Here is a 17,972-nt window from a genome sequence, read left to right as displayed (position 1 = left end):
CCCCGAGGCCCAGCGGAGGGGAGACCGGAAGCTGAGGGAAGTCCACACTCCCGTCGGGTCGTTCCCCCGCGCGCCCCCGGGGGCCCCCCGGGGGGGGCCCCCCCGGGGCTGGACAGTACCCGGGTACGACGGGGGTCGGCATCGCGGCGGGCCCAGTAGAGGCCCTTGACGGCGAGGTTGTCCGCCTCGGTGCCACCGGAGGTGAAGACGACCTCGCTGGGGCGCGCGCCGAGCGCGTCGGCGAGTGTCTCCCTGGCCTCCTCGACGGTACGGCGGGCCCGGCGGCCCGCGGCGTGCAACGACGAGGCGTTGCCGGTGACGGCGAGCTGGGCGGTCATCGCCTCGACCGCTTCCGGAAGCATCGGAGTGGTCGCGGCGTGGTCGAGGTATGCCATGGTGCCCACGATTCTACGAGTCACGGGGCACCCGGCCGTGCCCCCGGGTGCCCCGTGGCACTCGTACGGACAGCCCACTCGTACGGACCGGGCGCACCCGCACGGACCAGCTGCGCTCGAACGGACCGGACACACTCGGCGACCGGCCCGGCCGGTGGAACCCGGCCGGGTGCCGTCAGGGGAACCCGGCCGGGAGTCGCTGCGGTATCAGCCGCCGAAGCTCCAGACGACGGCGTTGCTGCTGTCGAGGAGCACAGCGAGTACGACGAGGTCGGCGATGCCGAGACCGAGACCGAGCAGGGCGCGCCCGCGGCGGGCGGTGCCGCGCAGCAGGGCGAGACCGCCGAGGACGATCGCGGAGGGGCCGAGGATCACGTTCATCACCAGCAGGCCGAGCAGCCCGAGCACGAAGGAGGCGACGGCCATCCCGTCGGCGTCGCGCGTGCTGCTGGTGAACCGTCGGGTAGGAGAAGCGAGTTCCATGTCCTGCTCCCTGGAGTCAGTGGGTACGGCGGCGTGCGCGGCGCTCGCGTACGGCGAAGACGAGCAGCCAGATACCGATGACGGTGGCCGCTGCGGCGGACGCGGAAAGCGGGATCTGTGCCACGGCGCCCAGGACGACTCCCAGGAGGAGCAGCGCGGCAACGAGGGCAATCATGATCAGCCTTTCACTGAGAGTACGACTGTTCACTGACTTCTCAGTCTAGTATTCCCAGAACCGGCGAACACATGTTTACTGAATGGCATGAGTCACACCTTCGGCATCCGCCAGACCCAGAAGCTGAAGACCCGGCAGGCCCTCCTGGACGCGGCGCTTCGCCTCCTTGAGCACCAGAGCCTCAGCAGCCTCGGCCTGCGTGAGGTCACCAGGGCCGTCGGGGTGGCGCCGGCGGCGTTCTACCGGCACTTCACGGATCTCGCGGAGCTCGGTGTGGCTCTGGTGGAGGAGGCTCTGGGCAGCCTGCACGGGCTGGTCGCCGATCTGCTCGCGGAGACGGGCGACGCCGAGCTGCGCATCACGCGCACGGTGGACCTGATCGCACGCCATGTCCGGGCCCAGCCCGCCCACTTCCGCTTCGTCGCGCGCGAGCGGCACGGCGGTTCCAGCAGGGTCCGCGCCGCCATCGCGACCCAACTGGACTCGTTCACCGTCGAGGTGGCCAGGGCGTTCGCCGCGGAACCGGGTTCCCAGGGCTGGACGGAGGAGGACCTGCGCATGCTGGCGGGGCTCTACGTGGAGCACATGGTGCTCACCGCGTCGGCGTTTCTGTCGGCGTACGAGACGGAGAGCGGCGGCGATCCGGCGGCGGACGAGCGGGAGGTCGGCCGCGTCGCCCGCAACCGCCTGCGCCTCATCACCCTGGGCCGCCGTCACTGGCTGGAGGACGACACCTTCCGGTCCCGCGACTGACCCCGTGCCCCCTCCGCGCGGTCAATCGCGCTGGGAAGCCCGATCCCCCGCGTCCGCGGGCCGGCCGGCACCCGCCAGGAAGCGCCACACCAGGCCGTGCCCCAGCATGACCAGCAGGATCAGCAGGACAGCCTCGGCCTGGAGCGCCGACAGGCCGATGGCACCTGCGACTTCGGGGGCCGCCCCCACCACGGCGATCAGCGCGTAGATCCCGGCCGCCGCGCCCATGGCCGGGCTGAGCAGCCCCGAAGCGGCATCGCGGCGTCCGCGCGCCAGCAGCCGCAGCGTCGACACACAGCCGACAACCGCGAGTACGACGAAGCTGGCCCGCCAGACACCGGGGGTTTCGCTCCCGCCGACCTGGGCGAACAGGCCCATCGCCGCAGGCAGCAGAAAAGAGAGGTAGACGCCGCCGACGATCCGGCGCAGCGGCGGCAGGCGCAGCCAGTCGGCGTGCCCCTGCACCACGTTCCACCACAGGCCCACCAGCGTGAAGCAGGTCGCCGCGAAGAGCGCGTAGAACGTGCTGACATCCATCGGGCGAGCGTCGCACGGAGACGCGGTCGCCCCAGAGGACCGACACTCCTCAGGCACCCGGCCGAGTGCCGGTGCGCCGGGCAACCCGGCCGATTGCCGGTACGGCTGCGGGGCTTCGGCGCCGGGCGTCCTCAGTGCCTGGGCAGGGGCACCTTGGCCAGCTGGCGGGACTGGGCGACCAGACGGTCCGCGCTGTCCCAGACCTCGGCGTCCTCCTCCAGGAAGCCGCCCGCGAGATTGCGGGTGGTGATGGCGACGCGCAGCGGCCCGGGGGCCGGGCGGCAGCGGATGTGCGTGGTGAGCTCGACGGTCGGGGTCCAGCCCTGGATGCCGATCTCGAAGGCGGTCGGCGGCAGCGCGTCGACCGTCAGCAGCAGCGACAGCGGGTCCGCGTCCCGGCCGTCGGCCAGCCCGAACCAGCCGCGCATCTCACCCTTGCCGGAAGGGGCACCCACGGCCCAGCCGACGGTGGCGGGGTCGAGCTTGATGTCCAGACGCTCGGTGATGGCCGTGGAGCCGGGGATGGCGTCGGACGCGGGTCCGTCTGCCGGGCCCAGGCAGAGCTCGTACGGCGGGATGGCCGGGGGCTTCGCGGTCGTCCGGACGTCGTCGGGCAGCTTGTCCAGGTCGCCGTAGGTGGCGAGGACGCGGATGCGCTCGACCTCGGTGCCGTCCTCCGCGTACTGGAACAGGGACGCCTGGCCGGTGGAGACGGTGCGTCCGGTGCGGACGACCTCGGTGCGGATCACCGCGGGGCCGGGCTCGGAGGCGCTCAGGTAGTGGGCCGATACCGAGAACGGGTCCGGGTGCGGGAGGGCGTCACCGAGCGCACGCCCGAGTATCGCCAGCAGATAGCCGCCGTTGACAGCCCGGATGATCGTCCAGCCCGCGGAGAGCTCCGCCTGGTACACGCCCGGGAGTCCCGGGTCTCGCAGGGTGACAGCGGTGTCGCGGTCGAACTCGCTGTTCCCGATGGTTGCCTGTGCCGCCTGTGCCATGGCGTGCACCGTACAGCAGGAAACTACTAAGCGGTAGCTTTCTCTGCTGTCTCCTCCGTCTCACTCGCCGCTGACCTGCGGTTCCACGCACGTGGAGCCCGCCAGTGGAAGCGCAGGGCGAGCAGACGCAGGACGAACGCGGTCACCACGGCGAGGCCGCTGGTGGCCGCGTTCAGCACATCGAACCTGATGCAGAGCGCCACCATGGCGGCACCGACCATGGCGGGGACGGCGTACAGATCCCGGTCCCAGCGCAGCAGCGAGGGCACCTCGTTGGCGAGCACATCCCGCAGCACGCCGCCTCCGACGGCGGTGGCGAGCCCGAGCACGGCGGACGACGTCAGTCCGAGGCCGTACTCGTACGCCTTCGTGGTTCCCGTGACACAGAACAGCCCGAGACCGGCGGCGTCGAAGACGTTGACCGAGCCCTGGATGCGCTCGACCTCCGGATGCAGGAAGAAGACGAGTGCGGCGGCGACGAGCGGCATCAGGAAGTAGCCCAGATCCGTGAACGCGGCGGGCGGCACCGCCCCGATGACCAGGTCCCGGAAGAGTCCACCGCCCAGCGCGGTGCTCTCCGCGAGGACGGCGATGCCGAAGACGTCGAAGTTCTTGCGGACGGCGAGGAGGGCGCCGGAGATGGCGAAGACGAAGATGCCGGCGAGGTCGAGCGCGTGTTGTACGGAGGGGGTGAACAGTTCCTGGAGCACGCGCTCCATTGTGCGGTGCGCCTCCGGCGGGGTACGTGCGCGGTGCGCCTCGCGGCGCGGGGTGCGGAGGGGATTTCGCGGCGTGCCCGCACCCCGTGGGGATGCGCCCCGTGCGGGGTGGGCGGGTTTCGCGGTGTACCGCACCCCGCGCGGTGGGCCGGGGAGTCCGTCCTCAAGCGCCGGACAGGCGCGGTAGTCGGCGTTGCCCAGCCCCGGGAAGCTGCCGTCGGGGCCGCTCCAGGGCTCGCGTCCGTGACCGTGCTGGTTCACGGCAGCACCCGCGCGGCGCGGGGTGCGGTACACCGGACGCCGAAGCCCGGTGGACCGCACCCCGCTTGCTATTTCGAGGCAGGCGCCGCGGAGGGCTCCGCGTCCTCGACGCCCTCGCGGGTCGCGGGGACCACCTCGCCCGAGGTGCGGGCGAGGTCGCCCGCGGCGATCTCCTCGGTGAAGTGGCACGCCACCTTGTGGCCGGCGGGCCCACTGCTGATCTCCCGCAACTCGGGGCGCTCTGTCGCGCATCGGTCCTGCGCCCAGGGGCAGCGGGTGTGGAAGCGGCACCCGGCAGGGGGGTTCGCGGGGGACGGCAGGTCACCCCGGAGCAGGATGCGCTCGCGGCGGTCCTCGACCTCCGGGTCCGGGACCGGCACCGCCGACATCAGCGCCTTGGTGTACGGGTGCTTCGGCTCCGCGTACAGCGCGTCGCTCGGCGCCTCCTCCACCAGCGCACCCAGGTACATGACCCCGATGACGTCCGAGATGTGCCGGACGACCGCGAGGTCATGGGCGATGACCAGATACGTCAGGCCCAGGGACTCCTGGAGCTCCTCCAGGAGGTTGATGACCTGCGCCTGGATGGACACGTCCAGCGCGGACACCGGCTCGTCGCAGATGATCACGTCCGGTTCGAGCACCAGCGCCCGCGCGATTCCGATGCGCTGGCGCTGGCCGCCGGAGAACTCGTGCGGGTAGCGGGACAGGGCGTTCGCCGGAAGCCCCACCTTCGCCAGGGTCTCCTTGATCTTCTCCCGGCGCTCCTCCTGGTTCGCGCCGATGCCGTGCGCGGCCATGCCCTCGGACAGGATCGACTCGATGTTCTGCCGGGGGTTGAGGCTGCCCAGCGGGTCCTGGAAGACCATCTGGAGCCGCCGCCGGAAGGAGCGCAGCTCCTTCTCGGGGAGCTTCGCCACATCCGTGCCGTCGAGCACGACCTTGCCGTCGGTGACGTCCACCAGCCGCAGCACCGCACGCCCGAGCGTGGTCTTGCCGCAGCCGGACTCGCCGACGAGTCCGTAGGTCTGGCCCGCCTCGACCGACAGCGAGATCCCGTCGACGGCGTAGACATGGCCGACCGTTCGGTCGAAGAGGACGCCCTTCTTGACGGGGAAGTGGACCTTCACTCCGTCGAGTTCGAGCAGGCTCATGCCGGTACCTCCGAGGTGGCCAGGACCGGGTTGACACAGCGGGCCCGGTGACCTGGCTCGCGGGGTTCGGTCAGTTGGGGCGTGCCGGTCAGGCAGTCCATCTCGTAGCGGTCGCAGCGCGGGGCGAAGGCACAGCCCTCGGCCCAGGCGATCTGGTCGTTGATGGAACCGCGGATCGGGTTGAGCGGTTCACCGCGCGGTGCGTCGAGCCGCGGGATGGAGCCGAGCAGACCGTGCGTGTACGGGTGCGTCGGGTGCGCGAACAGCTCACGGCGGCCCGCGGACTCCACCGCCTTGCCCGCGTACAGCACGTTGACCTGGTCGCACAGCCCGGCGACGACCCCCAGATCGTGGGTGATCATCAGCAGGGCGGTGCCCTCCTGGTCCACCAGTTCCTTGAGGAGTTCGAGGATCTGGGCCTGGATGGTGACGTCGAGCGCGGTGGTCGGCTCGTCCGCGATCAGCAGCCGCGGCGCGCATGCGACCGCCATGGCGATCAGGGCGCGCTGGCGCATACCGCCGGAGAGCTGGTGCGGGTACTCCTTGAGCCGCCGCGTCGGGTCGGGGATGCCGACCCGGTCCAGCAGATGGGCGGCTTCCTTGCGGGCGGCCTCGCCCTTGAGTCCCCGGTGGCGCTGGAGGATCTCGGTGACCTGCACCCCGATGGGGATGACCGGGTTCAGCGACGACAGCGGGTCCTGGAAGATCATCGCCAGCCGGCTGCCGCGCAGGTCCCGCATCTTGCGGGGGGCCAGCGACAGCAGGTCGGTGCCGTCGAAGTCGGCGCGCCCGCCGAGGGTGACGCCTTTGGACGGCAGCAGGCCCATCAGGGCCAGCGAGGTGACGGACTTGCCGCAGCCGGACTCGCCGACCAGGCCCACGACCTGACCCTGGTCGACGGAGAACGAGACTCCGTTGACGGCCCTGACTTCCTTGCGGCCGCGTCCGCCGAAGGTGACGGTGAGTTCGTCCACAGTGAGCAGTGGCATGACATCAACCTCGCAGCTTCGGGTCGAGCGCTTCGCGCATGGCTTCGCCGAGGAGGGTGAAGCCGAGGGCCGTGATGATGATGCCGACCGCCGGATACATCGACATCATCGGCTCATTGTCGAAGAACCGCTGGGCCTGGGAGAGCATCACGCCCCACTCCGGCACGGCCGGGTCGGGGTTGCCGAGGCCCAGGTACGACAGCGCGGCCGCCTCGATAATGGCGGTGGCCAGGCTGAGCGTCGCCTGGACGATCACCGGGCTCAGCGAGTTGGGCATGATCTGGGTGAGCACGATGCGCTGTTTGCGGATACCGAGCGCGCGGGCCGCCAGTACGTAGTCACTGCCGCCCTGCGCCAGCATCGAACCGCGCAGCAACCGGGCGAAGATCGGCACCTGCACCACACCGACGGCGATCATCACGGTGGTCAGCGACTGGCCCATCACCGCGGCGATGGACACGGCCAGCAGCAGCGAGGGCAGCGCCAGCATGATGTCGGTGACACGCATGACGGCGTCGTCGAGGCGCTGTCCCGCGCGTCCACCCAAGGTGGCCGCGGCTCCCGAGACGGCGCCTATCAGTGCTCCGGCGATCAGGCCGATCAGCATCGAGACCACACCGACCAGCAGGGTCTGCCGTGCGCCGACCAGCATCCGGGAGAACAGGTCGCGGCCGAGGTGGTCCAGACCGAACCAGTTCTCGCCGCGTGCTCCGATGAACTTGCCCTGGTTGGGGAATACCTCGCCGCGCCAGGCCTGGTCGGTGGGCGAGTGCGGGGCGATCCACGGGCCGATGATCGCCATCACGACGAACGCGGCGATGATCGCCGCACCGATGATCGCCATCTTGCTGGAGCGCAGCCGTCGGAACGCCTCCCGCCACAGGCTGGCGCCACTGGATGCCTCGGTCTTAGCGGTGAGCTCCGCGAGCCGGTCGATCTTGGATGTCTTGGTAGTTGCCAGGCTCATCAGTGCACCCGCACCCTCGGATCGATGATGCTGTACGCGATGTCGACCAGCAGGTTGATCAGCACGTACATCACCGCGATGAACATGATGAAGCCCACGAGCACCGGATAGTCACGGGCGTCGATGGCGGTACGGATGAAGGAACCGATACCGCCGAAAGAGAACACCGACTCGGTGAGCACGGCGCCGGACAGCAGGCTGCCCGTCAGCAGGCCGATGGCGGTGATCACGGGCAGCAGGGCGTTGCGGAGGATGTGCCGACCGCGCACGACCTTGCGCTCCAGGCCCTTGGACTCGGCGGTGCGGACGTAGTCCTCGCCGAGCACCTCCAGCACGCTGGCACGGGTCATACGCACGATGACCGCCAGCGGGATGGTGGCGAGGGTGATCCCTGGCAGTACCAGATGCATGAGGGCGTCCCAGGCAGCGTCGAACTCCCCGGTGAGGATGCCGTCGAGGACGGCGAAACCGGTCACGGTGGTGGCGTCGATCCCGCTGGTCAGACGGCCGAAGGTACCGAAGGTCTCACCGAAGGCTCCCTTGAGGAGCTGTGCGAGGAAGAAGACCGGGATGCAGATTCCGACGAGTGATCCGGATACCGAGGCCACGTCCAGCCAGCCGCCGCGCTTGCGCGCTGCCAGATATCCGAGCGGAATGCCGACCGCGGTGGCGATCAGCATCGCGGCGACACTGAGTTCCACCGTCGCGGGGAAATGCCGGACGAATTCGTCCCACACCGGCTGTCCGGTCTGGGTGGAGGTGCCGAGGTCCAGTTCGAAGATGCGCTTCAGAAAACGTCCGTACTGGACGTAGAGCGGCTGGTCGAGCCCGAGCGCCCGGTTGATACGTGCCACTTCGGCTTCGGTCGCCCGCTCGCCCAGGATCGCTGAGGCGGGTCCGCCGGGCAGTCGGTTCAGCCAGATGAACAGCAGAACCGACAGGCCGAGCAGGGTGGGTATCAGCTGTAGGAGTCGTCGTACGACGAGTCGCAACACCCCGCATGCCCCTTTCTTGCTTGTGTTGTACGAGAGCTACGGAAACGGGATGCGGGTCCGCCCGGCCGACAGTGTGCATCGGCCGGGCGGACCCCCATGCGGTGTGTTACTTGAAGGAGACCTCGGCGAAGTTCTCCTGCGTCAGCGGGGAGACCTTCGGCGGGTTGACGTTCTTGCCGAACGCGATGGCGGGCGGCGACGAGGACAGCGGGACACCCGGCAGGTAGTCCATGATGGCCTCGTTGGCAGCCTTGTAGAGGTCCACACGCTTGGTCGGGTCGGCCTCGAGGGAACCGGCCTTCACCGCCTGGAAGACCTTCTCGTCCTTGAAGCCCCACTGCTTGTCGTACCCGGCGAACCAGGTGCCGATGAAGTTGTAGCCGTCGTTGAAGTCACCGGTCCAGCCCAGCATGTGCAGGTCGCAGGAACCGGCCTCGGTGGCGTCCAGGTAGTCCGGGGCCCACTTCATCGGCTTCGGGGTGACCTTGATACCGGCCTTTTCCAGGTCGGCCTTGATCAGCTCGAAGATGTCCTGGGGAGCGGGCATGTACGGGCGGGTGACCTCGGTCGGGTAGCAGAACTCGACCGCGAGGCTGCTCTCCTTCGCGGTCGCCAGCAGCGACTTGGCCTTGGCGGTGTCGAAGGCGTACGTCTTCACCTTGTCCGAGTGGCCGGCGACCGTGTCGGGCATGAACTGGGTCGCGACCTTGCCGCCCTCGGGAAGCTGGGTCTTGACCAGGTTCTCGCGGTCGATGGCGTGCGCGATGGCCTGGCGGACCTGGGGCTTCTTCAGCGCCGGGTTCTTCTCCTGGGACATACCGAGGTAGAAGATATTGAAGACGTCGCGGGTCGGCACCTCGAAGCCGGCGCCCTGGAGCGTCTTGATGTCGGCGGGCGCGACCAGGTCGTAGCCGTTGATGTCACCGGCCTGGAGGGCCTGACGACGGCCGTCCTCGGTGTCGATGGTGCGGAAGACGAGGTTCTTCACCTTCGCCTTCTCGCCCCAGTAGTCATCGAAGCGCTCAAGGCTGACTTCCTTGTTCGCCTTGTTCCACTTCGTGATCTTGTACGGGCCGGTACCGGCGACCGTGCCGGCCTCCTGGCTGTACTTGGGGTACGTGATGGCGTCGCCCTTGGCGCTGGCGTCCTGCTTCTCGTACTCCTTGATGGCCTTCGGCGAGTGGATCGCGAGAGCCTGGAGCGAGAAGCCGCCGGGCAGGTTCGCCGAGGGCTCGTTGACCTCGATGACCGCGGTGTTCTCGTCCTTGGCGGTGCAGGACTTGTAGTTCGCCTTCGGCGCTTCCTTGTCCTCGTTGACCTTGAACCCGCCCATGATGGTCTGCCAGTAGTAGGAGACCGCACTGGACTGGTAGGTGCCCTTCCAGTTGAACCAGTGGTCGTAGTTGGCGCAGACCGCGGCGGCGTTGAGCGCCTCGCCGTCGTGGAACTTCACACCCTTGCGCAGGTTGAAGGTCCAGACCTTGCCGGCCGGGTCGCTGGACCACTTCTCGGCGAGACCGCCGACGAGCTTGCTGCCGCCGGACTCGTGCTCCAGCAGCGCCTCGAACGCCTGACGGGTGACCCGGAAGGTCTCACCGTCGGACGCGAGGGCCGGGTCGAGGGCGCCCGGGTCACCTGGCGCACCGAAGACAAAAGTGTCCCCTGCACCCTTGTCGCCGTCGCCCCGCTCGCTGGAGCAGCCGGTGGCGATCAGGCCGACCGCAAGGACAGCCGTCATCGCCCGGACGGCTCGGGACTTGAATATTCGCATGGGTCCACCCCTGGGTCGCCATGTGTGGTGTTGACCGGCCGAACACTACTCACGCATGTCAGCGCGGAGAACAGTCCGTATAACGGTGATACCGAGCTGAGACCCGGACACTTGGCAAATCGGGCGGATGCGGGACATCATGGCGCTTCGTTTAACTTCCCGGACACACAAGGCCGTTGAGGAGACGAACCGCGGGCGCAGGGCGCGCGACGCCGACAGCGCAGCAGCTCAGCGGTACTGCGCGGGGGGCGGGTAGCCGTAACCGGGCTGCGGGGACTGGGCCGGTCCGCCGTGCGCCTCACGGTCGTAGAACGGGCGGGCGCCGGCCCGCAGCCACATCGCCACCGGGTCGTACTCGTCGGACATGGCGACGGTCGAGACGGGAAGCCCGTCCGGGACAGCGGCGATGGACTGCTGCATCATCGCCCGCACGCTCTCGACGGACTGCTGCCCCGCGTCATAGAGGTCGAGACCGATGGCGAGATACGGGGCACCCAGCGCCGGCTGTACCCAGACCCGGCGCAGCGAGCGGATGGCGGGGGTGCGGTGCGCGTTCTGTGTGAGGAGTGCGTAGAACTGCGGGAGTTCGATGGCGGGGTCGGTCAACCGCAGCGGTCCTGCGGGCATCCGGTCGAGACCGGTGGCGATACGGCGCAGATCCGGCCAGGGGATGCCGACGCCGCCGCCCGGGGCATGCGGGTTCAGCCAGATGCCGTAGCGGTCCGGGAAGAGGGCACGGGCGATGTCCAGGGCACCGGTCACCTCGTGTGCGCGGTCCCAGCCGGAGGCGGTGAGCTCCTGGGTGGAGGTGACGCACGGGGCGTAGAGCTGGCCGTCGACCTCCATGTTCCCGTACTGGGCGTCGGCGGAGCCGGGTTGGCCGTGCCACAGCAGCATCCACAGTCGACCGCCCGTGGGGTCGGCGAGTGCGTGCAGCAGGGCCTCGTAGGCGTCGTACCGCCCGGGCGTCACCTGGCGCAGCATGTGCTCGACCTGCCCGGCCGCCGCAGTGCCCGACGCGCTCACTTGGATCCCGCCCCTCTTCGATCCGTTCTTGGAAACCAGCTTATGCGGCCGTACCGACACCGACCGGACGCCTGCCCTGCCATTGCGCGCACGTCCGGGCACACCTAGGCGTGCGACGGGGGGTACTGCCGGGTGTAGAAGGGTCGCACCCGGTTCAGCATCCAGTCCCCCACCGGGTCCTGGGCGATGTCCAGCAGGACCAGGTTGACCGGCCATTTCACGGGTACCCGGTCCAGCGCGCGACCGAGTGCGTCCATCGGGGCGGTGCGGTGGCGGCCCTCCCAGGCGGACATCTGGACGCCGATGAACAGGGTCGGGGCCTCGCCCTCGATGCTCGCCAGGACCCGGCGCGCGGTCTGCACGACACCGGTCTCCTCGAACTCTCCCGCCGCGGCGGCGAGGAAGTCGATGGGTTCCTCCTGCCAGTCCGGCTCGAACAGCCGCACCCGGGCGCCGCTCGCGGGCCCGTCCAGGGGGGTTCGGCCGGCCCGGCACAGTTCGGCGACGGCCGGCGGTGGCAGGGGTACCCCGACGGCGCCGCCGGGGTTCACCGCGATACCCAACTGCGGCGGCAGCCCGCGGGCGAACTCGACCGCGGGCGCCACGGTGCCGGAAATGTTCTCGCCCAGACACCGCACGAACTGCTGGTGTGAGCTGTAGACGGGCACATACGGCGCCCCGTCTATCTCCAGCGTCGGCAGGTCGAGGCTTGGGCTGTCCGGTCCGCCTCCGTTGGGCAGGGGCACCCAGACGTGGCTGCGGCCGAGCACCTCGACGAGCCGGCCTCCCGCGCCGGGCATCCCGATGGAAGCGGCCAGCACCTCCTCCAGCTCATTGGAGGGCCATGTCGTGTCCACTACGTTCCCTGCTTCCCCGTCCGCCCGGTCGGTCCGGGCACGCCCTTCCGCGCCAGAATTTTCCGCGCCAGCAGAGTAACCGTAATGGCGTAAGCGGGCCGGGGCACGGCGGCTCACGAACGGGTACCCACTCGAACGCCCATGGGGAGCGGACCGGAGGCGAAGCGACGGAGCCGTCACAGTGCCCGGGTCTCACGCTGGCCCCGGGTCTCACACCCGTTCGCCGAAGCCGATCCGCTTCAGCACGGTCGCCGCGTCCCGGTCCAGCAGGGTCGCCGAAGCGCACCCCGCCGGAAGCCGCCCGCGCTCGGCGTCCCGCACCAGCCGGGAGACCGCGCGGCGGTGGCGGGCGAAGGCGTACGGGGAGACTCCGCGGCCCCGCTCGTGCTGGCCCGCACGGGCGACGGCCGGCGTGACGTCCAGCAGGAGGAGATGGAGGGAGCTGCCGCGGCGCCGGGCCTCTCGGGCCAGCCAGCGGCGGACCCAGGACTGGGTGCCGCAGTCGTGCACGATCACCCCGGAGCCGGAGCGGAGCACACGCCACAGACCCGCGTAGTGGGCGGCGCGGACCAAAGGGCGGTACACCGCGTACGGCAGCAGCCTTGGCATCCGGCTGTCCCAGCGGTCGCGGGTGTCCTGGGAGTCGATCCCGCGGCCGTCCGCCGCACGCCGGATCAGGGTGGACTTGCCGCTTCCGGGCAGACCGGAGATCACCACCACGTCCCCTGCGGCGAACTCCAGGACTCGCGGGCTCCGCCCGGCGCGGTCCCGCAGATCGCGCACCACGGGCCTGCGGGTCGCGGGCGCGTGGAGGCCCACGCGACCCACGTCACCCACGCCGCTTATGCCGCCCGCACCGCCCACGCCCAGGAGCCCGCGCACCCGCCCGGGCAGCCGAGCCCCGGCGGGCACTCCGGAAACGCCGGGTGTTGTCGTCATCGAGGCACCTGACTGCTCCAACGTCATCGCACTCCCCCTTGTCGGGTCGCAGAGACCCTGCCCAAGAAGCCTAAAGAAAGGGTAATGACCATCAAGTGATTTGCCGATCGTGACACCCGTGCGATGATGAGCCCGCCAACTGCATACCGGCCGCTTGAATCCGCGCGGGAGAGTCCCGGTCATCGTCACGTGTGTACCTGTGGTCACCATGTGAGCGTTCACCGGGCGCCGAAGGAGCAAGTCCCTCCCTTGAATCTCTCAGGCCCCGTACCGCGTGGATGAGGCAGATCTGAAAAGCGGGCCGCAGCCAGCTGCGGCTCCACCCAAGGTGCAAGTCATGCCCCGCCCGTACGCCGTGTACACCGGGCCATGACGAACCTCTCAGGTTTCATGACAGATGGGGAGGATCGTCCTCGCCAGTCATGCCCTGGGAGTCCTATCCAATGAGCACCACCCCCCGTCACACGGCCCTCGACGCGCTGCACCGCTCGCTGGGCGCGACCATGACCGACTTCGCCGGCTGGGACATGCCGCTGCGGTACGGCAGTGAGCGCGACGAGCACAACGCCGTGCGTACCAAAGCCGGTCTCTTCGACCTGTCACACATGGGCGAGATCACGGTGACCGGACCGCAGGCCGCAGCCCTTCTGGACTACGCGCTGGTCGGCAACATCGGCGGGGTCGGGGTCGGCCGGGCGCGTTACACGATGATCTGCCAGGAGGACGGTGGGATCCTCGACGACCTGATCGTCTACCGGCTCGGCGAGCAGGAGTACATGGTCGTCGCCAACGCCTCCAACGCGCAGATCGTGCTGGACGCCCTGACCACCCGCGCCGACGGCTTCGACGCCGCCGTGCGCGACGACCGCGACGCCTACGCGCTGATCGCGGTCCAGGGTCCGGAGTCCCCCGGCATCCTGAAGTCGCTCACGGACGCCGACCTGGACGGTCTGAAGTACTACGCGGGCCTGCCCGGCACCGTCGCCGGGGTCCCCGCGCTGATCGCCCGTACCGGCTACACCGGCGAGGACGGCTTCGAGCTCTTCGTGGAGCCGCAGCACGCCGAGAAGCTGTGGCAGGCGCTGACCGAGGCGGGCGAGCCCGCCGGTCTCGTGCCCTGCGGCCTCTCCTGCCGCGACACGCTGCGCCTGGAGGCGGGCATGCCGCTGTACGGGCACGAGCTGACCACCTCGCTCACCCCGTTCGACGCGGGTCTGGGCCGGGTCGTGAAGTTCGAGAAGGAAGGCGACTTCGTGGGCCGGACCGCCCTTGAGGCCGCCGCCGAGCGTGCCGCCTCCAACCCGCCGCGCAAGCTGGTCGGGCTGGTCGCCGAGGGCCGCCGGGTGCCGCGCGCCGGGATGTCGGTGGTCGTGGACGGCGAGGTCGTCGGCGAGGTCACCTCCGGCGCCCCCTCCCCCACTCTGGGCAAGCCGATCGCCATGGCCTACGTGGACGCGGCGCACGCCGCGCCGGGCAGCACGGGTGTCGGCGTCGACATCCGCGGTACCCATGAGCCGTACGAGGTCGTCGCGCTCCCCTTCTACAAGCGCCAGAAGTAGTCCCCAGCTGCCTCCCGGCAGCCCATCAGCAGCCCCCGTCAGCAGCACTTCCCCGCGTACAGGAGAATTCAGGCCATGAGCAACCCCCAGCAGCTGCGGTACAGCAAGGAGCACGAGTGGCTGTCGGCCGCCGAGGACGGCGTGTCGACGGTCGGTATCACGGAGCACGCGGCGAACGCCCTGGGCGATGTCGTCTATGTGCAGCTCCCCGAGGTCGGTGACACGGTGACCGCGGGCGAGACCTGCGGCGAGCTGGAGTCGACCAAGTCGGTCAGCGACCTGTACTCCCCGGTGTCCGGCGAGGTCACCGAGGTCAACGACGACGTCGTAGGCGACCCGTCCCTGGTCAACACCGCTCCGTTCGAGGGTGGCTGGCTGTTCAAGGTACGCGTCGCGGAGGAGCCTGCCGATCTGCTCTCCGCCGACGAGTACACCGAGTTCGCCAGCTGACCCACGGCCACCGGCCGCAGCCCCAGCCACAAGGGATCGCGTGATGTCGCTTCTGAACACCCCCCTGCACGAGCTCGACCCGGACGTCGCCGCCGCCGTCGACGCCGAGCTCCACCGCCAGCAGTCCACCCTGGAGATGATCGCCTCGGAGAACTTCGCTCCGGTCGCGGTCATGGAGGCCCAGGGCTCCGTCCTGACCAACAAGTACGCCGAGGGCTACCCGGGCCGCCGCTACTACGGCGGCTGCGAGCACGTCGACGTGGTCGAGCAGATCGCCATCGACCGCATCAAGGAGCTGTTCGGCGCCGAGCACGCCAACGTGCAGCCGCACTCGGGCGCCCAGGCCAACGCGGCGGCGATGTTCGCGCTGCTGAAGCCGGGCGACACGATCATGGGTCTGAACCTCGCGCACGGCGGGCACCTGACCCACGGCATGAAGATCAACTTCTCCGGCAAGCTCTACAACGTGGTCGCCTACCACGTGGACGACGCCACCGGCCAGGTCGACATGGCCGAGGTCGAGCGGCTCGCCAAGGAGTCCAAGCCCAAGCTGATCGTGGCCGGCTGGTCGGCGTACCCGCGTCAGCTGGACTTCGCCGCCTTCCGCCGGATCGCGGACGAGGTCGGCGCGTATCTGATGGTCGACATGGCCCACTTCGCGGGCCTGGTCGCCGCGGGCCTGCACCCCAACCCGGTGCCGCACGCCCATGTCGTGACCACGACCACCCACAAGACGCTGGGCGGCCCGCGCGGCGGTGTGATCCTGTGCACCTCCGAGCTGGCCAAGAAGATCAACTCCGCGGTCTTCCCCGGTCAGCAGGGTGGTCCGCTGGAGCATGTGATCGCGGCCAAGGCGGTCTCCTTCAAGGTCGCGGCCTCCGAGGACTTCAAGGAGCGCCAGCAGCGCACCCTGGACGGCGCGCGAATCCTCGCCGAGCGCCTGGTGCAGGCCGATGTGACGGAGGTCGGTGTCTCCGTCCTGTCCGGCGGCACGGACGTGCACCTGGTCCTGGTCGACCTGCGCAACTCCGAGCTCGACGGCCAGCAGGCCGAGGACCGCCTCCACGAGGTCGGCATCACGGTCAACCGGAACGCCATCCCGAACGACCCGCGCCCGCCGATGGTCACCTCGGGTCTGCGGATCGGTACGCCGGCCCTCGCGACCCGCGGTTTCCAGGCCGACGACTTCCGCGAGGTGGCGGACATCATCGCCGAGACGCTGAAGCCGAGCTACGACGCGAAGGCGCTGAGCGCACGCGTGACGGCGCTGGCCGAGAAGCACCCGCTTTACCCTGGTCTGTAGCAGCCAGAGGCGAATAACTGAACGGGGCATCGCAAGCACTTTCGGTGAATGCGATGCCCCGTACCACGCACCGCGTGTTTGTCTATCTGCACGACCCTGGCAGACAACGGCGTCTACCACCCCGCAAGGAGTACCACCGTGGCCATCTCGGTCTTCGACCTGTTCTCGATCGGAATAGGCCCGTCCAGCTCCCACACGGTCGGCCCGATGAGGGCCGCCGTCCTTTTCGCCCGTCGGCTGAAGAACGAGGGCCTGCTGGCCCACACCGCGCGGGTGCGCGGCGAGCTGTACGGCTCACTCGGCGCGACCGGCCACGGCCACGGCACCCCGAAGGCCGTCCTGCTCGGCCTGGAGGGCGAGTCGCCCCGCAGCGTCGACGTCGAGACGGCCGACGAGCGGGTGGAGCAGATCAGGAGCAGCAAGCGGATCAGCCTGCTCGGGGCGCACGAGATCGGCTTCGACTTCGACGAGGACCTGGTCCTGCACCGCCGCAAGACCCTCCCGTACCACGCGAACGGTATGACCCTGTGGGCCTACGACGCCGAGGGCGCCACGCTGCTGGAGAAGACCTACTACTCGGTCGGCGGCGGCTTCGTCGTGGACGAGGACGCGGTCGGCGAGGACCGGATCAAGCTGGACGACACCGTGCTGAAGTACCCCTTCCGCACCGGTGACGAACTGCTGCGCCTGTCCCGCGAGACGGGCCTGTCGATCTCCTCGCTGATGCTGGAGAACGAGAAGGCCTGGCGCACCGAGGACGAGATCCGCGAGGGGCTGCTGGACATCTGGCGGGTCATGCAGGCCTGTGTCTCTCGTGGAATGTCCCGCGAGGGCATCCTGCCAGGCGGCCTCAAGGTCCGCCGCCGCGCCGCCACCACCGCGCGCAAGCTTCGCTCTGAGGGCGACCCGCAGGCCCTGTCGATGGAGTGGATCACGCTCTACGCGATGGCCGTGAACGAGGAGAACGCGGCCGGCGGCCGGGTCGTGACCGCCCCGACCAACGGCGCCGCGGGCATCATCCCGGCGGTCCTGCACTACTACATGAACTTCATCCCCGGCGCCGACGAGGAGGGCGTGGTCCGCTTCCTGCTCGCCGCGGGCGCCATCGGCATGCTCTTCAAGGAGAACGCCTCCATCTCCGGTGCCGAGGTCGGCTGCCAGGGCGAGGTCGGCTCCGCCTGCTCCATGGCCGCCGGCGCCCTCGCCGAGGTCCTGGGCGGCTCCCCCGAGCAGGTGGAGAACGCCGCGGAGATCGGCATGGAGCACAACCTGGGCCTGACCTGCGACCCGGTGGGCGGTCTGGTCCAGATCCCGTGCATCGAGCGCAACGGCATGGCCGCGGTGAAGGCGGTCACGGCGGCCCGGATGGCGATGCGCGGCGACGGCAGCCACAAGGTCTCGCTGGACAAGGTCATCAAGACCATGAAGGACACCGGCGCGGACATGTCGGTGAAGTACAAGGAGACGGCGCGCGGCGGCCTCGCCGTCAACATCATCGAGTGCTAGTAGGACCGTGACGGACGGACAAAGGGTGTGCCCCGGTCGGCCGACCCCGGGCCCCCCCCTTTGGGGAGACCCGGGGCGGCTAGCGCCGAGGAGGTGGTGGGCGGGGGGGGGGGGGGGGGGTTTGTGTGGGGGGTG

General features: G+C 69.7%; 19 protein-coding genes and 1 riboswitch. Of the genes, 5 read left to right on the top strand and 14 right to left on the bottom strand.

What is annotated here, in order from left to right; all coding sequences use genetic code 11:
* The 3 genes from ACFWI9_RS01165 to ACFWI9_RS01155 form a co-directional block, all read right to left on the bottom strand.
* On the bottom strand, positions 1–338 hold a 338-nt coding region (locus ACFWI9_RS01165), incomplete at its 3' end, for an aminotransferase class V-fold PLP-dependent enzyme (protein WP_387158143.1).
* A 264-nt stretch (positions 339–602) separates the two neighbouring features.
* The gene (locus ACFWI9_RS01160; protein ID WP_387158076.1) at positions 603–878 is read right to left on the bottom strand and encodes a DUF4190 domain-containing protein; all 276 of its coding nucleotides are present in this window, start codon (positions 876–878) and stop codon (positions 603–605) included.
* 16 nt (positions 879–894) lie between these two features.
* Positions 895–1,053, bottom strand: coding sequence for a hypothetical protein (locus ACFWI9_RS01155; RefSeq protein ID WP_387158074.1), 159 nt, complete (start codon positions 1,051–1,053; stop codon positions 895–897).
* Between the two features lie 87 nt (positions 1,054–1,140).
* On the opposite strand from ACFWI9_RS01155, the gene ACFWI9_RS01150 reads away from it, so the two are divergent.
* Complete coding sequence (locus tag ACFWI9_RS01150) at positions 1,141–1,806, top strand: TetR family transcriptional regulator (RefSeq protein WP_387158072.1); 666 nt, start codon at positions 1,141–1,143, stop codon at positions 1,804–1,806.
* A 21-nt stretch (positions 1,807–1,827) separates the two neighbouring features.
* Here the strand turns inward: ACFWI9_RS01150 and ACFWI9_RS01145 are convergent, their stop codons facing one another.
* The 11 genes from ACFWI9_RS01145 to ACFWI9_RS01095 form a co-directional block, all read right to left on the bottom strand.
* The gene (locus ACFWI9_RS01145; protein ID WP_387158071.1) at positions 1,828–2,343 is read right to left on the bottom strand and encodes a hypothetical protein; all 516 of its coding nucleotides are present in this window, start codon (positions 2,341–2,343) and stop codon (positions 1,828–1,830) included.
* A 131-nt stretch (positions 2,344–2,474) separates the two neighbouring features.
* Positions 2,475–3,341: a thioesterase family protein gene (locus ACFWI9_RS01140; RefSeq protein WP_387158070.1), complete on the bottom strand. Its 867-nt coding sequence runs from the start codon at positions 3,339–3,341 to the stop codon at positions 2,475–2,477.
* Positions 3,342–3,367: 26 nt separating this feature from the next.
* A complete protein-coding gene (locus ACFWI9_RS01135) occupies positions 3,368–4,051 on the bottom strand; it encodes a trimeric intracellular cation channel family protein (protein ID WP_387158142.1) in 684 nt (227 codons plus the stop codon).
* A 338-nt stretch (positions 4,052–4,389) separates the two neighbouring features.
* Positions 4,390–5,475 (bottom strand): ABC transporter ATP-binding protein, encoded by a 1,086-nt coding sequence (locus ACFWI9_RS01130; RefSeq protein ID WP_387158068.1) that lies wholly within the window; start codon positions 5,473–5,475, stop codon positions 4,390–4,392.
* Positions 5,472–6,464 carry an ABC transporter ATP-binding protein gene (locus ACFWI9_RS01125; RefSeq protein ID WP_387158067.1) on the bottom strand — a complete coding sequence of 331 codons (993 nt, stop codon included), beginning with the start codon at positions 6,462–6,464 and terminating at the stop codon, positions 5,472–5,474. The genes ACFWI9_RS01130 and ACFWI9_RS01125 overlap by 4 nt, the downstream gene beginning before the upstream one ends.
* Before the next feature lie 4 nt (positions 6,465–6,468).
* Positions 6,469–7,431 carry an ABC transporter permease gene (locus tag ACFWI9_RS01120; RefSeq protein WP_387158065.1) on the bottom strand — a complete coding sequence of 321 codons (963 nt, stop codon included), beginning with the start codon at positions 7,429–7,431 and terminating at the stop codon, positions 6,469–6,471.
* A complete protein-coding gene (locus ACFWI9_RS01115; protein ID WP_387158064.1) occupies positions 7,431–8,426 on the bottom strand; it encodes an ABC transporter permease in 996 nt (331 codons plus the stop codon). The genes ACFWI9_RS01120 and ACFWI9_RS01115 overlap by 1 nt, the downstream gene beginning before the upstream one ends.
* 106 nt (positions 8,427–8,532) lie before the next feature.
* On the bottom strand, positions 8,533–10,197 hold the full coding sequence (locus tag ACFWI9_RS01110) for an ABC transporter substrate-binding protein (RefSeq protein WP_387158063.1): 1,665 nt from the start codon (positions 10,195–10,197) through the stop codon (positions 8,533–8,535).
* 228 nt (positions 10,198–10,425) lie between these two features.
* Positions 10,426–11,223, bottom strand: coding sequence for an enhanced serine sensitivity protein SseB C-terminal domain-containing protein (locus tag ACFWI9_RS01105; RefSeq protein WP_387158061.1), 798 nt, complete (start codon positions 11,221–11,223; stop codon positions 10,426–10,428).
* Between the two features lie 104 nt (positions 11,224–11,327).
* Positions 11,328–12,080 carry an enhanced serine sensitivity protein SseB gene (locus ACFWI9_RS01100; RefSeq protein WP_387158059.1) on the bottom strand — a complete coding sequence of 251 codons (753 nt, stop codon included), beginning with the start codon at positions 12,078–12,080 and terminating at the stop codon, positions 11,328–11,330.
* A 210-nt stretch (positions 12,081–12,290) separates the two neighbouring features.
* Entirely contained in the window at positions 12,291–13,046 is a 756-nt protein-coding gene (locus tag ACFWI9_RS01095; protein ID WP_387158057.1) for an AAA family ATPase, read from the bottom strand.
* Positions 13,047–13,174: 128 nt separating this feature from the next.
* Positions 13,175–13,302, top strand: a riboswitch (glycine riboswitch).
* A 160-nt stretch (positions 13,303–13,462) separates the two neighbouring features.
* On the opposite strand from ACFWI9_RS01095, the gene gcvT reads away from it, so the two are divergent.
* The 4 genes from gcvT (at position 13,463) to ACFWI9_RS01075 (ending at position 17,837) form a co-directional block, all read left to right on the top strand.
* Positions 13,463–14,578 (top strand): glycine cleavage system aminomethyltransferase GcvT, encoded by a 1,116-nt coding sequence (gcvT, locus tag ACFWI9_RS01090; protein WP_387158055.1) that lies wholly within the window; start codon positions 13,463–13,465, stop codon positions 14,576–14,578.
* 75 nt (positions 14,579–14,653) lie between these two features.
* Positions 14,654–15,028 carry a glycine cleavage system protein GcvH gene (gcvH, locus tag ACFWI9_RS01085; RefSeq protein ID WP_387158054.1) on the top strand — a complete coding sequence of 125 codons (375 nt, stop codon included), beginning with the start codon at positions 14,654–14,656 and terminating at the stop codon, positions 15,026–15,028.
* A gap of 43 nt (positions 15,029–15,071) precedes the next feature.
* Positions 15,072–16,331: a serine hydroxymethyltransferase gene (gene glyA, locus ACFWI9_RS01080; RefSeq protein ID WP_387158052.1), complete on the top strand. Its 1,260-nt coding sequence runs from the start codon at positions 15,072–15,074 to the stop codon at positions 16,329–16,331.
* Positions 16,332–16,469: 138 nt separating this feature from the next.
* Complete coding sequence (locus ACFWI9_RS01075) at positions 16,470–17,837, top strand: L-serine ammonia-lyase (RefSeq protein WP_387158050.1); 1,368 nt, start codon at positions 16,470–16,472, stop codon at positions 17,835–17,837.
* Positions 17,838–17,972 lie beyond the last annotated feature (135 nt).

The organism is Streptomyces sp. NPDC127084, from assembly GCF_042724175.1.
In the GTDB taxonomy this organism is placed as follows: Bacteria; Actinomycetota; Actinomycetes; order Streptomycetales; family Streptomycetaceae; genus Streptomyces.
Note: the sequence above shows the minus strand (reverse complement) of the source record. Positions and strands in the feature narration are given on the sequence as shown.

Coding starts and splice junctions, on each gene's coding strand:
- ACFWI9_RS01145 (WP_387158071.1), bottom strand. CDS start 2,343: ATGGATGTCAGCACGTTCTACGCGCTCTTCGCGGCGACCTGCTTCACG.
- gcvH (WP_387158054.1), top strand. CDS start 14,654: ATGAGCAACCCCCAGCAGCTGCGGTACAGCAAGGAGCACGAGTGGCTG.
- ACFWI9_RS01130 (WP_387158068.1), bottom strand. CDS start 5,475: ATGAGCCTGCTCGAACTCGACGGAGTGAAGGTCCACTTCCCCGTCAAG.
- gcvT (WP_387158055.1), top strand. CDS start 13,463: ATGAGCACCACCCCCCGTCACACGGCCCTCGACGCGCTGCACCGCTCG.
- ACFWI9_RS01095 (WP_387158057.1), bottom strand. CDS start 13,046: ATGACGTTGGAGCAGTCAGGTGCCTCGATGACGACAACACCCGGCGTT.
- ACFWI9_RS01155 (WP_387158074.1), bottom strand. CDS start 1,053: ATGATTGCCCTCGTTGCCGCGCTGCTCCTCCTGGGAGTCGTCCTGGGC.
- ACFWI9_RS01125 (WP_387158067.1), bottom strand. CDS start 6,464: ATGCCACTGCTCACTGTGGACGAACTCACCGTCACCTTCGGCGGACGC.
- ACFWI9_RS01160 (WP_387158076.1), bottom strand. CDS start 878: ATGGAACTCGCTTCTCCTACCCGACGGTTCACCAGCAGCACGCGCGAC.
- ACFWI9_RS01110 (WP_387158063.1), bottom strand. CDS start 10,197: ATGCGAATATTCAAGTCCCGAGCCGTCCGGGCGATGACGGCTGTCCTT.
- ACFWI9_RS01120 (WP_387158065.1), bottom strand. CDS start 7,431: ATGAGCCTGGCAACTACCAAGACATCCAAGATCGACCGGCTCGCGGAG.
- ACFWI9_RS01140 (WP_387158070.1), bottom strand. CDS start 3,341: ATGGCACAGGCGGCACAGGCAACCATCGGGAACAGCGAGTTCGACCGC.
- glyA (WP_387158052.1), top strand. CDS start 15,072: ATGTCGCTTCTGAACACCCCCCTGCACGAGCTCGACCCGGACGTCGCC.
- ACFWI9_RS01150 (WP_387158072.1), top strand. CDS start 1,141: ATGAGTCACACCTTCGGCATCCGCCAGACCCAGAAGCTGAAGACCCGG.